14 protein-coding genes are annotated in these 15483 nt (G+C 33.4%); 2 read left to right on the forward strand and 12 right to left on the reverse strand.

Translation table 11 applies throughout. The features are described 5' to 3' along the window. Window position 1 precedes the first annotated feature (1 nt). A complete protein-coding gene (locus ACSULM_RS09115) occupies window positions 2-1621 on the reverse strand; it encodes an ABC transporter permease subunit (protein ID WP_436862282.1) in 1620 nt (539 codons plus the stop codon). After that, on the reverse strand, window positions 1611-2366 hold the full coding sequence (locus tag ACSULM_RS09120) for an ABC transporter ATP-binding protein (RefSeq protein WP_436862284.1): 756 nt from the start codon (window positions 2364-2366) through the stop codon (window positions 1611-1613). The genes ACSULM_RS09115 and ACSULM_RS09120 overlap by 11 nt, the downstream gene beginning before the upstream one ends. A gap of 146 nt (window positions 2367-2512) precedes the next feature. Here ACSULM_RS09120 and ACSULM_RS09125 point away from each other — a divergent pair, with 146 nt between their 5' ends. Then, window positions 2513-3262 carry a DeoR/GlpR family DNA-binding transcription regulator gene (locus ACSULM_RS09125; protein ID WP_436862286.1) on the forward strand — a complete coding sequence of 250 codons (750 nt, stop codon included), beginning with the start codon at window positions 2513-2515 and terminating at the stop codon, window positions 3260-3262. A gap of 74 nt (window positions 3263-3336) precedes the next feature. Here the strand turns inward: ACSULM_RS09125 and ACSULM_RS09130 are convergent, their stop codons facing one another. Together ACSULM_RS09130 and ACSULM_RS09135 are read right to left on the reverse strand one after the other, a co-directional pair. Further along, on the reverse strand, window positions 3337-4986 hold the full coding sequence (locus tag ACSULM_RS09130; RefSeq protein WP_436862287.1) for an APC family permease: 1650 nt from the start codon (window positions 4984-4986) through the stop codon (window positions 3337-3339). Window positions 4987-5501: 515 nt separating this feature from the next. Beyond that, complete coding sequence (locus ACSULM_RS09135; protein WP_436862289.1) at window positions 5502-6899, reverse strand: MFS transporter; 1398 nt, start codon at window positions 6897-6899, stop codon at window positions 5502-5504. Window positions 6900-7179: 280 nt separating this feature from the next. Here ACSULM_RS09135 and ACSULM_RS09140 point away from each other — a divergent pair, with 280 nt between their 5' ends. Continuing rightward, window positions 7180-8121, forward strand: a complete 942-nt coding sequence (locus ACSULM_RS09140) for a nucleoside hydrolase (protein ID WP_436862291.1) — start codon at window positions 7180-7182, stop codon at window positions 8119-8121. A 65-nt stretch (window positions 8122-8186) separates the two neighbouring features. Here the strand turns inward: ACSULM_RS09140 and ACSULM_RS09145 are convergent, their stop codons facing one another. The 8 genes from ACSULM_RS09145 to ACSULM_RS09180 form a co-directional block, all read right to left on the reverse strand. Beyond that, the gene (locus ACSULM_RS09145) at window positions 8187-8813 is read right to left on the reverse strand and encodes a nitroreductase family protein (RefSeq protein ID WP_436862293.1); all 627 of its coding nucleotides are present in this window, start codon (window positions 8811-8813) and stop codon (window positions 8187-8189) included. Window positions 8814-9179: 366 nt separating this feature from the next. Beyond that, a complete protein-coding gene (locus ACSULM_RS09150; protein WP_436862294.1) occupies window positions 9180-10481 on the reverse strand; it encodes an MFS transporter in 1302 nt (433 codons plus the stop codon). 168 nt (window positions 10482-10649) lie between these two features. Further along, window positions 10650-11090: an N-acetyltransferase family protein gene (locus ACSULM_RS09155; protein WP_436862296.1), complete on the reverse strand. Its 441-nt coding sequence runs from the start codon at window positions 11088-11090 to the stop codon at window positions 10650-10652. A gap of 130 nt (window positions 11091-11220) precedes the next feature. Then, window positions 11221-12594 carry an MFS transporter gene (locus ACSULM_RS09160; protein WP_436862298.1) on the reverse strand — a complete coding sequence of 458 codons (1374 nt, stop codon included), beginning with the start codon at window positions 12592-12594 and terminating at the stop codon, window positions 11221-11223. A gap of 187 nt (window positions 12595-12781) precedes the next feature. Beyond that, window positions 12782-13519 (reverse strand): SDR family oxidoreductase, encoded by a 738-nt coding sequence (locus tag ACSULM_RS09165; protein WP_436862300.1) that lies wholly within the window; start codon window positions 13517-13519, stop codon window positions 12782-12784. Window positions 13520-13532: 13 nt separating this feature from the next. Beyond that, on the reverse strand, window positions 13533-13946 hold the full coding sequence (locus tag ACSULM_RS09170) for a cupin domain-containing protein (RefSeq protein ID WP_436862302.1): 414 nt from the start codon (window positions 13944-13946) through the stop codon (window positions 13533-13535). 24 nt (window positions 13947-13970) lie between these two features. After that, window positions 13971-14291, reverse strand: a complete 321-nt coding sequence (locus ACSULM_RS09175; protein WP_436862304.1) for a carboxymuconolactone decarboxylase family protein — start codon at window positions 14289-14291, stop codon at window positions 13971-13973. 196 nt (window positions 14292-14487) lie between these two features. Further along, complete coding sequence (locus ACSULM_RS09180; RefSeq protein WP_436862306.1) at window positions 14488-15312, reverse strand: LysR family transcriptional regulator; 825 nt, start codon at window positions 15310-15312, stop codon at window positions 14488-14490. Window positions 15313-15483: the final 171 nt, after the last annotated feature.

Consider the following 15483-nt stretch of genomic DNA (forward strand, 5'->3'; position numbering starts at 1 on the left):
CTCATCCTCTCCTTTTTTGGTAACTTAGCCAATAGCCACTCACGCTACGTACGACAATATTGGTAATGAAAATTAATATAGATAATATGAATATATCCGTAAACCTGTTGAAGTGCTGTAGTTGATTGATTTCTGTAGATACAAGTTGCGTTGACGTAGACACTAAAAAGATAACGCCACTAATCGTAACCATCGCATTGATAAAATAATAATTCATCATTTCAATAATTGTTGATTTCATATTCGGTAAAATGATTTTGAAAATTGTTTCATGCCAGCGATCAAATAATAATGTACTTGTAACATCCCAAGTATGATCTAATTTTTCCAAAGCACTCTTAGCCATAACAAATGGCGTTGTATAATAATGAACAATGATGCTTATAGTAACTATCAAAAATGTGCCCTTTATCGTACTATTTTGAAAGAACAATAAATATGCTAAACCTAAGATCATTCCAGGAACCGTATTAGTAATCAATGAAATAATTTGTAATGATTGTCTACCTTTCACCTTTGTACGAACAGTAATTAACGCGCCAGTAAAACTAATAATACTTCCAAAAAATGCAGTTGAAATTGCAACGAAGAGTGATTGTACGTAAACATGTAATAATATTTCATCTTTAAATAAATTAATAATATGTTCCAACGTAAAATCCATTTGATACGGATAATCTTTCGTAAACGGAACCACAAACATCACTAAAAATATCAATAAAATAATCGTCGTAATAATGACCGCGCATCCATTAACAATTCGGTCATGTAGTGACCTTAAAGGTGGTTGTGTATGATTAATATTCCGTTGTTGGAAATTCCATTTTTCAATTACATTTAAAAATATAAATCCTAAAACTGCAGGTATGAGCATCATCATTGCGATAACTGCACCTTCAGCAAATCTAGGAATCGACCCTAATATCATTTGATACAACGTTATTGAAATAACACCATAGTCTGCACCAATAGAAGCTGGTATACCAAAATCGGTAAAACTTAATATAAATGACAAGACAAAGGCATTCCCAATTGGTACAAATAATGGTCTTAACAACGTATGATAAAAACGTCTTAATTTGCCATCTCCCATCAATGAGGAAATATAATAAAAACGATGGTCAATATAATTAAATGCGTTTGAAATGATTAGATATGCTGCAGGTAAAGTATAAATCACATAACCTATAAGCAATCCATTTCTACCATATATAGTGAACGGTAGCGCACCAAAAATATTAGCTAATATACCCTCATTACCAAATAAGTACATTAAGATAAATCCATACGTTATCGTTGGTACAAGCATAGGCATCAATGTCATATTCTTAATATATGATTGTGTCCATTTCCTACTATTTGTCATGTGTGTGGCATAAGCTAAAAAGAATGCTAATATTGTTGTAATCAGTGCTGCGCTGAGCGAAACGTTCAAACTATTGAAAAATGCTTGCGTGATTTCTGGATTCGTTAATAAATTTGAGTAATGGTGAAGTGAAATATACCCTTCCAGGAAAAATGAGCGCCCTAATAGAAAAACAATGGGTAATACTAAAAATACAATAAAAAATAATATGAGCAGATAAAAGACAAGGTGTTGTGATTTGTACTTATGCACCATGACGGTCACCAAATAGATTATAAATATGGTCACGCTTAATTTTTAATTGTTTTAATATGAACTTTTCAACAAACGCACTTTTCGGTTGGTTAATAATTTCACTCGGTGTCCCAAATTGAGCGATACTCCCATTTTCAATAACTACAACTTTATCTGCCATCGTCAATGCTTCTTCGGGATCGTGCGTTACAATTATAGTTGTTAGAGATAATGTTTCTGCAACTTTCTGTATCATATCTTTGATTGACTCTTTAATTACACTATCTAGTGCACTTAGGGGTTCATCCATCAGCAATATCTCAGGTTCCATTACAATCGTTCTCGCGATAGACACACGTTGTTTTTGTCCACCTGATAACTCATGTATTTTTTTATTTAAATGCGGTCTTAACTCTAAAAGTTCTATTAAATCTGTAATCTTCTTATCATTTAAATCCCGTTTCAAATTTTTCAATCCATATACAATGTTGTCATATGCATTCAAATGAGGAAATAAACAAAAATCTTGAAAAACTATATTAAAATTCCTTTTTTGCATTGGTTTATCTTGAATTTCTACATTGTTATATAAAATTTCTCCTTGCGTTACTTCAGTTAACCCTAAAATCATATTCAATAACGTCGTTTTTCCACATCCACTTGGCCCAAGTAAACTGACGATTTCTCCCTTTTCAATCGCTAAATTTATGTCTTGAAGTACTTTGTGATCGTCAAAGCTTTTGCTAACGTTTCGTAATTCCAGCACTTTCAACACCTCCAATTTGTTATACTAAAAGTATAGAATGTTTTTATTGATTTAATATTAATTCCTTGTAAAAATTGATTAAGTTTTGACAAAGTTATTACAATAAGTTGACCATATTACAAAAAACGTAATGAGGAGGAAATAGATTGTTACCTGTAGAAAGAAGACAAAGAATCCTTGATATACTTAATGAAAATGAATTTCTAGAATTAAAAACGCTCAAAGATACATTGCAAATATCGATGGAAACCTTAAGAAGAGATATTCAACAGTTAGTCAACGATGATTTGATTACTAAAGAATATGGTGGAATTCGCATCAAACGCAGTACAAATGGCGAATCCGTAATTGAACAACGTTTAGACTTAAACATAGATAAAAAAAATACGATTGCCTTAAAAGCAATCGCAGAAATTTCAGATGGTGACTGTATTTTTTTAGATAGTGGCTCTACTACTTTGCAAATCGCTAAGTATTTGGATAAACTTCATAACCTAACCATTATCACAAATTCTATTCCCGTAATGTTACAAGCATTAAATCAAGGTCATACAATTATCAGTATCGGCGGAAAAGTGAGACAATCCGAACATTCAATTACTAGCTTTGACTTTTTATTCAACTTTGACCAATTAAATATCGATAAAGCCTTTATCTGTTGTAGTGGTATCTCTTTAGAAAAAGGAGTTACCGATTACAATCTAGATGAAGTAGAGACACGTAGAAAAATATTAAATATTTCAAACAAGGCATATTTAACAGCTGATAGTAGTAAAATCAATAAAATCGTAACAGTCAAAATTTGCGATATTACAGATTTAGATATTCTTATAACTGATAATGATATAGATTTACAACTTGTACCTCAATTAAGCGAAAATATCAGTATTCTTTAAATTGGTTTGCTCTTAATAAAAACAGGACTAACACAACATGTGCTAGCCCTGTTTCTTTATATTGTCCTTGTCATTTAATCTTCCGTAGTTTGATCCATCTTACGTTGCTCTCTTAAATTTGTACGCATATCTTTATTAATTTTTTTAGCTCGTTTAAAGTAGATACTTTCAAAATAACTTGTCGTACCAATTTTATAAAATATCAATGCAACCACTATAATAACAATAAAATCATATGGATAATGAATCCAGTTCATACCTTTAAATTCTTTACTACCTATAAATGATAGGGCTGCAAGAATTATTAAGTACAGAACAATCCATAAACTACCATTAATTTGTTTTTTGGTATTTTTCCAATTCATTTTATACTCATAAAAGAAATAAATTGGCAGACCCAAAATAATAATTAGAATAACCTGTGCTGTCGTTGGCCACATCGCCCAATAAATGGCTAATGATGCCATGACAAAAGAAAATGGTGCCATAAATTTTAATAAATTTGCACGAAATGGTCTATGCATCTTAGGTGCCATTTTACGTAATGAAATCACCGTCGTCGGGCCTGTTAGATACGCTACAAGTGTTGCCGTAGAAATAACACTCGCCAAAGTGCCCCAGTCGCGGAACAACGATACCATAATCATACTAACAATTGCATTAAAGATAATGGCAATACGTGGAATTTTATATTTTTCATTGATTTTCCCTAAAAATTTAGGTATGTGTCCATTTTGCTCCATAGCTCGCAATACACGTCCTGTAACTGCTACGAATGAAACGCCCGTACCAAATGGCGAAACAACAGCTTCCATATATAATAATATTGCTAGCCAGTTCAATCCAAGTAGTATTGCCATATCAGCAAATGGTGAATTGAAATTAATGCCGCTCCAACCATGTTCATGTATCATATCGCTTGGCATAGATGTGATGAATGTACTTTGCAGCACAATGTATAGAACTGCACTTAATGTTAGTGAAATGGCTATACCACGTGCAATGTTTTTCTCGGGCTTTTGAATTTCAGACCCCATGTTAATAATTGTTTGAAATGCATTAAATGAGAAAATAATACCTGAAGCTGTCGTTGCTGCAAATATTGGCGCAGATCCATATGGCATAAATTGATTAATAGAATGTCCATAGTGACCTGTATCAAATCCCGAAATCATTAACATAATAATTGTTAAAAGTGGTACACCTAATTTGAATACCGAAATTAAGCTTGTAAATGATGTTAATAATTTTACAGACCAGTAATTTAATAATGAAAAAATAATAATAATGACAAACACTGCCAATAATCCTGTATTGCTAATCGTGCCATCTTTCATTAAACCTGTTGTGAATTTTGCCCAATCCCAAGGCCAAGAACTCATATATTGAACAGCTGATACTGCTTCAATTGGAATAATAGTCACGAGTGACACCCAATTGGCCCATGCGGCAATAAAGCCTAGCAGAGAACCATGCGTATATTGTGCGTAGTTACTCATGCCACCTGATTGTGGAAACATCGTGCCTATTTCTATGTAGTTATACGCTATAGATCCTATGACTACAAAACCTATAATCCATGAAATAATCGCAGCAGGTCCAGCTATAGATGATGCTTCCCATGCTCCGAATAACCAACCAGATCCAATTAATGAACCTAATCCAAGTAGTACTAATTGCGGTAAATTAATTTTACCACTTTCATCTTTGTCTTTTTGTCTCATAATTACTCCTAAATTCGTCTTTTATATTCATATCAAAATCAGTGCACTTTATACACTGACCTGTATATGGTGCTATTATACGCATCTAAATAACCAAGTCAAATAAGCATATATACTCAAGTTATTTGTATATAATTGTATATAAATGCGATATGTACACATTAAATGTATAAAAGAATTGCACAACTAATACCTCACTAACTACTTATATAATCACCTTAAACTATATTTTTTGTATGTAACTCAATTATTCATTTTTAACTTATACTAATTTAACTTCGAATTGCATTAAAAATTACATTTAATGCTATAAACACAGTCATAACAGTGCTTTTATATACTTAAGCACCACATTTTTACATCACTTTTACTATATAAGTGTATTTATGCGCAAATAGAGCATTATCTACTATAAGTTCATCAAAAACCTTGTAGACAATGCTCACAAATATGTTACTTAAATATAAAAATTGAAAATGAGGTATATAGAATAATTAAAATCATCATACCCACTTTTAATCCTTCTTAATTTCTTCCTCCCACCATAATGCATCTTTTGGATTATCCACTACCGCATCATAATCTTCTTGATTGTCTACGTTTGGATAAGAGCCTCTTAATGATTTATTTGAAGTAGATTTAAACATTGTAATAAACACAATAAGCCCTATGACATTGATAAACATTAAATAATACGAAGGCGCTATTTGTTGACCTGTTGTTTCTACTAACGTTGAAAGAATAAATGGCGTTAAGCCACCAAATACTGCTGCACCAATATTATAAACAAGAGATAATGTACGCAGACGTACCTTGGTATGAAACATACTCGGTAGTAATGAAGGCATAACACCTTCAAACGTTGACATAAATAGTGCAATAATAAATAAACCTAGTATAATAAACGGAACCATAGGAATACTCATTAACCAAAATGCAAAAATTGAAAATAAGCTAAATCCTGCTAAACCGAATATAATCGTCCGCTTATTTCCCACTTTATCGCTATACCAACCAAAGAAAAAGACAGCTGGTATCATGACTAACATCGTTATCGTGCTTAATATTGAACCCATGGTGCCACCTAAATGAATTGTAGAATTCAAATACGATGGCATATAAGAAAGTACCATATAATTAGCAACATTTAAGAATGCAACACCCGTAAAGCATACAATAACGTCTTTCCAATAATACTTAAATATATCCAAATAGGAATATTCTAGTTCTTCTTTTTCCTCTAATGTAGATTCATAAGCAGGACTCTCATCTAAACTAGATCGTAATATAATTCCAATAATGCCTAGTGGTGCAGCAAGAATAAATGGAATTCTCCATCCCCAATCAGCCATTTGTTGGTCATTTAATAAGCTATACATTACGCCCGCCAATACAGCAGCCATAATATTGCCGGCAAGTGTTCCAATTTCTAGTCCACTCCCCAGTTTACCTCGCGTCTTATCTGGTGAAGTTTCAGCAATATAAGTCATTGCACCAGCATACTCACCACCAGTAGAGAATGACTGAATCATACGTACAACCAATAATAAAATGGGTGCCCATATTCCAATTTGATCTTGAGTAGGCAATAGACCTAACATCAATGTTGATGCTGCCATTAGCAGTATTGTAGTAGATAGTACAATTTTCCGTCCATATTTATCCCCTAAATGACTAAAAAATATACCACCAATGGGTCTAACGATAAATGCAAAAGCAAACACAGCAAATGTCGATACAATTTGCATCTCTTTCGGCAAGTTGCCAAAGAAATTGGCACTAAGAATAACTGCCAATTGCGCATATAGTCCAAAATCAAACCACTCTATCGCATTACCAATCCCTGTAGCGACAACTCCTTTCTTAGCTTGATCACCATCGACACGATTAACATTTTCCTTTTTAAATTTCACAAATAACAACACCCCTTAAATTGTTTCTATTTATATCACATAACCTATGTATTTTTTTATAAACAAATTAAACTTTACTGTTATTAAATACAAATTAGAAAATAATAATCACCTTACATTTTCATACGTAATCATATAGCCTCAAAGTCCAATGTAATGCTATTCGCTATATTTTGATATAATAAAAACATTAGATTATGAAGCAATACACTTTATTTTTAAGAATACATAAAGTGACTGAAACATGTATTCGTCTTATTTAAACTTGGAGGTATAAATTATGAAAGCAATTTATTTTAATCATGACGGTGGCGTAGATGATTTAATTTCACTATTTTTACTACTACATATGGATGATATTAAATTAATTGGTGTAAGTGCTATTGGTGCTGATAGCTATGTAGAACCTGCAGTCAGTGCATCACAAAAAATAATTAATCGTTTTTCAAACCAATCCATTCACGTTACTGCTTCAAACGAACGTGGAAAGAATCCTTTCCCTAAAGACTGGCGCATGCATGCTTTCTTTATGGACGCGCTACCAATACTTAATGAACAAACGCAACAACAATCTCAAGTGCTAGATCATGAGGCATACCAAGATATTATCGGCAAACTTCAAAATAGTACTTCGCCAGTAACATTATTATTCACAGGACCACTCACAGATTTAGCAAAAGCTTTAACCGTTGAACCAACAATCGAAAAACATATTGAGCGTCTCGTGTGGATGGGTGGTACCTTCTTAGAAAAAGGGAACGTAGAAGAACCCGAACATGATGGCACTGCAGAATGGAACGCTTTTTGGGATCCAGAAGCTGTCAAAATTGTCTTTGATACCAATATCAAAATTGATATGGTGGCATTAGAGAGTACCAATCAAGTACCAATGACGTGGGATGTACGACAAGGATGGGCAAATGAACGTCATTACTCAGGGGTTGATTTCTTAGGAGTAAGTTATGCTGCTGTCCCACCACTTACACACTTCCAAACAAATTCGACCTACTTCTTATGGGATGTGTTGACGACTGCATACGTAGGTATACCAGAACTTGTGCAACAACATCAAGTCAATGTTTCAGTGCATACCAAAGGCCCTAGCCAAGGACAAACCTATATCGACAATGAGTGTGGTCGCCCAATTTCAGTCGTTGATCACGTTGAACACGATGCATTTTTCAAATACATTACTGATTTAGCCAAAAAAGTAACTCTATAATATAAAAAGACAATTTATATTGCGCTAAAAACGCTCTATAAATTGTCTTTTCTTATACTATTAAATTATACATATTTAGTTACTGTCTCTGTAGGCAATCTATATGATCCATGGGCTGGATTTTTAGCCTTGCCAATCGCAACAATCAAGACAGGCACATAACGCTCTGAATCGATATCAAATGCGTCAGCGATTTGATCACTTTCAAATCCTCCAATTGGATTTGTATCATAACCATGTGCTTTTGCTACAAGCATAAATTGCATTGCCGCTAAGCTACTGTCTATTTTAACAATGTCGTTCATTATAGCTTTTGGTGCATTTTCATAAAGTGGAATGACTTTTTCCAACATTTCATTTTTTACTTCCTCTGGCATTAAACCTTCTTTAACTGCATTATTGTAAATGTCTGCTCCATGTGTCTGGCTCTGCATATCTCCAAAAATGACAACCATTGCAGCAGAAGTATCATTTTGGCGTGTATTAAAACGAATCAATGGGCGCAATTTATCTTTACCCTCATCACTTTCAACGACTAGAAATCTCCACGGTTGCATATTTACAGAAGATGGTGCTTTCGTTGCTTTTTTAATCATTTCATCCATTTCAGATTTTGGAATTTTCACTTGCTCGTCAAATACCTTAACAGATTTTCTATTCATTAGTATTTCTTCAAAATTATTATTAATCATCATCTATGACTCCTTAATTGTTTTTAACAAAATCAAATTATACGCAATTCGACATTTTTTTCAAATCATCTGTTTGCACATCAAATTCAACAATCTTCTATTTTTCCTTTCAAACTAAAAAAGGAGTGGGACAGAAACTCACTTTTCTAAAAAGTTTCGTTGTCCCACCCCGGCAAGGATGACTAGAATTGAAAGGTATACCTGAGCTGTAGCTCATGTATAAGTCTCACTAACTTAATGAATTAAGCAGTGAGACTTTACATTTTCAATTCAGTCATCTACTGCCCAATTGGAAAAATAACCTGAGACATCTGTCCCAGGTTATTTTTATTCATAAATTCATGTAATATGCATTAAATTATCCTATTAAAGGGATTTTATCTTCTTCTGTCCTGGTTTTACAAAACACATTGCGATAATTCCAATAATTGCAGCAACAACTGCAGATATAAACATAGATGAATAACCATAAGAAGTTACCAATATACCGGTTAATGTTGGCGCTATAATCGTCGCTGAGTTTACAAAGAAGTGCGTCATCCCACCGTATGTACCAGTCTTTTTAGGTGCAGTGTCAATAATAACTGACCAATATACTGCATTCGGTAAAAAGATACATGCATTTCCTAGCATCATTAGAAACATAATCCATCCAATTTGATTCGTTGTAGGAATAATTAAGAAGCAAATTGCAGCTAAAGTCATACCAAAAATTGCTAATCCTGATCTTGCAATTCTTAAACTGCCTGTCTTTTCACGCAACCAATCTGATAGTCGGCCCCCGAAATATGCAGTGAAGCAAGCACCAATCCAAGGTATCATTCCTAAATACCACAATGAATGAATTTCAAAATGATACTCATCTTGTAAATATTTAGGTGTCCACGTCAAAATCAAGAAATTGATATATTGAAAACCAAAGTAGCCAATCATGTTAAAAATTAATGTTGGACTTTTGAAAAAATGGTACCATTTTTCATGTGCATTTTGTTCGTTTTCAACCGTCTTCTCACCTTGAACTGTTTCATCTACAGTACGTATGCGTTTAATTTCCGCTTCTGAAACATTTTTATTATCTTCAGGATAGTCTGTAAATACTTTATACCAGATAATAATCCACACTAGCCCTAGTACGCCTAGGATGACAAATAGGACTCGCCATGTCGAAATTAATAAAAAACCTGACACAATTGGCGCTGTCATGAGCGCACCCAGTGGTACTCCAATTAGGCCTAATGCCGATAACAAACCACGTTCTTTGGGCGCTGCCCAGTTTGCATTCGTCTTACTAATCGTTGAAAATATAGGTCCTTCCGAAAGGCCAAACAGAACTCTTAGCAGTCCGAAGCCTGCTAATGCTGAACCTCCAAATAATGCCATACCGATTTCACCAGCAAAAGCCATGCCGATTTCAAATAACGACCACAATGTCCCAGCGATTAACCAAACAAATTTTGGCCCTTTTTTATCCGCCGTAACACCGCCAAACAATGAACCGAGCATATAACCATAACCAAAGTAACCTAGTATAGAACCCCAAGCAATATTGTCAAAACCAAATTCCTGAATTATATCTTCTTGCGCATAAGAAATTGCTCCACGATCAACATAATTAATCATCGTCATAATAATAATCATGATAATTATGAAATAGCGATAGTTTTTCATATAGCTTCCCCCGTTTGTTTCACACATTTATAAATATAGAAAAACTTATCCCTAAATGAAATCGCTGTCAATAATTTTATTGTGTTTTAAACTTATATTGAATGAAATATACACTTTAATCAGTTGATATTAAAGGATAAATTATATTTTCAAAAAAATTAAAATTCATTACTCTAAATTCATTTTCATCGTGATTTGGCTATCGTAAAAACCTACTTTTTCATATAATAATTTGGCATTATTTTCCGCAAAAACGTTTAATCTTATTTCATCTGCACCTTGATTCTTAAAAAGTATTTTAGCAAAATCAATCAACTGCTGTGCAACGCCTTCTCTTCTATAAGATTTAAAGACATATAACTCGTAGATAAAACCATATAATTGTTGCGAAAAAATATCTTCACCTTGATCAACAAGCATAAAACCTTTAAATTGGTCGTTTTCAACCAACACATAATAAATAGCGCCCTGTGCTTTTAATCGCTGAGACATAGCACGCATCGCTTCATCGCTTAACACACATGTAAATGTAATTGATTCTTTGAAAAATTGTGGAATTGTATCATTAATAATTTCTAATTCGGCATTATTTGCCCTTCTTATTGTCATAAACCCGCCCCCATCATTTACACTTAATTTTATTTACATCTAAAAACTCAGTCTATTATACTCAAATACATCAGTATCACTCGATTGTGGGTAATATTGAATTTCCATTTGAATTAACCATATATTACTGTCATATTTCATATCTACCCTGTTTCTTTTTAAACATAATAAACACATATAGCAACATAATAATTTGTATAATTAAACCTATTATCATAGCAATGAAAGTCATCATGTCATTAGAACGTTCCAAACGAAACATATGAGTCATCCATGTTGCAATAAGCAGTTCAAATACAATACCTGTAGATGCACCTATTTGATGTGCAAGATTTACTAAACCAGAAGCCATCCCTGATTGTTCTTGAGAAACCTTATATACACCCATATTCGTTAAGGGCGTAAATACAAATCCTTGTCCAATACCAATGATGGTCAACGGAATTATAAATATCGTAAGTGTTGCCTGAGTAGTCAAACAAACTACCAAGAATAACATGCCTATAATTGAAATCACTATACCTTGAATTAATATCCAAATGTTCGTCTGCTTTTTCAATAATTTATGGATATTTAATGCTACTATAAAATTCATACCAGTCGTAAAAATGAGCAGTAATCCTGTTTTTAATGGAGATAGGTTAAAAGTATCTTGAAAATAGATACTCATATAATACCAATAACTAAAACTTGAACTTAAAAATAGAAATCGCAATATATAGCCAGAACTGCGAATTTTATGCTTAAACAATTTCAAATCAATCATCGGTTCTGCTATACGTTTTTCATATAAAATGAGTACAACACACATGACAAAACCAATCACAATGAACATCAGATTTAACAGGCTATATGTAACATTTAAACGTTCCATCCCTAAAATAATGAGCAATATTGAAATCACAGACAATCCTGCACCAATACCATCTATACGACTGTGATCAGCTTTCGGAGTATTAGGTAATGTTTTTATCGCTAATATAATGAAGAAAACACAAATTGGAATATTAATTAAAAAGCATAAACGCCACGATACTAAAGTCGTTAAGATACCTCCTACTATCAAACCACCACTTGCCCCAATACCTGCAATTGCGCTATAAATAGATATCGTTTTTCTTTTTTCAGGACCATCTTCAAATATCGTATTGATAAAGGCTAATATTGACGGTGACACTATCGCTGCCGCAATCCCTTGTCCAGCTCTTGAAAACAATAGCATTTCTGTAGTGTTAGCCAAACCAGTTGATATAGAACATAGCAGAAATAATAGGAGTCCCGTTAAAAATATGCGTTTCAATCCTAAAACATCGCCCAATCTTGCAACAAAAAGCAATAGCCCTCCAAACAGTAATACATACGCACTTTGGACCCAAGTTAGTAAGCTATCAGACATACTTAGCGTTTGTTTTATATCATTTAAAGCTGTCATGGTAATAGACGTGTCCATCATAATTAGAAAATAAGTTCCTAAAACAGTCACTAATATCAACTTTTTATTCATACATGTGCCTCCTTCCTACACCTATATTCAAATACATTACGTTTTTCATACTATGTAAAAGGGCTACCGTTTCTCTCTATGAAAACAGTAGCCCTATCTATATTCATTTAGCATCAATATCAGTCATCACGACATAAATTATTCACGATTTCCAACTCATGCAACGTCATTCATACATTTCATATACCTATGGCAATTGTTTTGTTGGACGAATGACTACTTCATTGATAGCTGTCTGTTCATTCGTAGCTATGACATTGACAATGGCTTCGGCAACTTCGTCCGCATTCAATGCATCTTCATATACGTTTTCCATATCTTTTTTCAACGCATCATTTGTAATATGATCTAATAGTTCTGTGTCAATTGCTCCAGGTGATATAATTGTCGTTCTAATATTACTGCCTATCGATGCTTCTTCTTGACGCAATGCTTCAGTGAGTGCACGCACACCGAATTTAGTTGCACAATAGACTGCACCACCAGGATTTACTTGATGTCCTGCAATTGATGCTATATTTATGATGTGCCCTGATTTATGGCGTCTCATAATAGGGAGAACAGCTCCGATACCATACAAGACGCCTTTTAAATTCACATCAATCGTTTGATTCCATTCCGCTCTATTATTATCACCTAAATATGATTGTGGCATTAAACCTGCATTATTTATCAATACATCTACTTTGCCAAAAGTATCTTCCGCAGCTTGTATTAATGCATCTAGCTCTTCAGCTTTTGTTACATCTGTTGATTTAACGATTACTTCAGTATCTAATTGTGTCTTTAAATCGTTTAACTTTTCAATTCTTCTAGCACCTAATACTAATTTAGCGCCATGGCCACTTAATAATTGTGCCGCAGCTGCACCGATACCACTCGACGCACCAGTAATGACAACTACTTTACCTTCAATATTGTCCATTTATATCTACTCCTTACACTTCTATCTTATGATAATGTTCATCTGATACTGGTTCGAGAAATTCTGACGCTCCAGAAGTAATAGCAATATGCTCAAACCAACTATCCTTCGTTGCACCATGCCAATGTTTAACGCCTTTATGCGTTACAATAACAGAACCTGGCAATAATTTTTGTGCAGTTTTATTTTCTTCTTGATACCAACCCTCACCACCAGTAACGAGTAGTACTTGGTACCCTTCAGTATGAATATGCCAATTATTACGACATCCCGGCTCAAATGTCACATTACCAACTACAACATCAACATCTTGATCATTAACTAATGTATTCAAATAACTTTGTCCAATAAATGAATCTGCAAATGCATCATTTGTTTCCCCTATTGGGAATACTATACCTTGTTTGACTTCTTCATGTTTTGCCATAACAAATCTCCTCCGTTTAAAAAATTAATCGTTGTATATCTCTTTAGCAATATTAAATGCTGACCATGCTTTAGGCCATCCAACATAAAACGATAAATGTGTAATCATTTCTGATACATCTTCTTTTGTTACACCATTTTCTTTTCCAATTTTTAAATGTGCTGTTAACTGTTCAAAGTTACCTCCAGCAATTAAGGCCGTAATTGTAATGAGACTTCTTTTATATGGTGCTAATTCTGACTCTCTTGACCATACTTCACCAAATAAGACATCATCATTTAATTCTGCAAATTTAGGTGCAAATGTTCCAAGATTATCTCTACCCGTAGTTTGTTTTTTTGCCATCACTAACACTCCTCAACTTTTACTATATTTGATTTGAGTACAACTACAGGTTAACGCTAGTTCAACCATGCGTCTAATACCTAAAAAAATACAACTCATGCCTAATAAGCATGAGTTGTATAAATTTTCTTCTTATTTTATCTGATTCATTTCTTTAAATCTTTTTATAAATGATTTTAAAATTGGTGTTTGCACTCTACTTTTTTTTCCATACTAAAACACAATGGGTATACAATTCTGGTTTAAATGGTATAAATGCTAGATTATCTAATTTTCTATTTCTAGTAACACCTTCAATTACGACAGCTGAACCAACATTATTTTGTACTAATGAAAAAATATTAAACACTAAATTATAAGTCCCTATGATTTGTAAATCCTCAACTCTAGTTTGTCCCCATTTGGCAATCATATTTTGATTTTCTTGTCTTCTCGACATCAATAATTTAGTATCTTTCAAATTCTCGGGTATAATACTAGACTGTCCTTTAAGCGCCGAATCATTTGAAACAAGTAATCCCCAACGCTCTGGTCGAGGTAATGGTATTTTTTCATATTTATCTGTCGCAATAGGTTCAATCAGAATCGCAATATCTACTAACCCTTTTTCCAACATTTCACTAATTTCGCTCCCGATACCACTAACAATATGGAATGTAACATTTGGATGGTCATTAACCATCTCTTCCAAAATCATGGCAAGCGTATCAGAGTTATCCGCTTCTACACATCCAATCGTAATATGCCCTTTCAAAGCTTGATGTTTCTTATCTTCAAATTCCTGTTGGGTTTTATTTGTAAGCGATAAGATATCTTCTGCTCTATTTTTTAAAAATATACCTTCTTCGGTCAATACAATACCTTTATTTTCACGATAAAATAATTCTGTACCCAATTCAGATTCCAAATCTTGCATCTGTCTACTCAGTGTGGGTTGCGTTATATTCAATACTGCAGCTGCCTTCGAAATCGAATGTTCTTCAGCAACTGTCCAAAAATACCTCAGGCTTCTTAATTCCATATATTATCCCCACTTTGTCTTTTATTTATCAACTTCATTATAACAAATACAAGCTTAACCTCATTGAATTTAAAATAGCACAAAAACATACTAAGATTAGCTATGAAGAAATCTATGACGATAGATTTTTTCATAGCTATTTTTTATAGTTATAGAGAGGAGTAGATCGTC

This window comes from Staphylococcus caeli, from assembly GCF_051413795.1.
Classification (GTDB): domain Bacteria; phylum Bacillota; class Bacilli; order Staphylococcales; family Staphylococcaceae; genus Staphylococcus; species Staphylococcus caeli_A.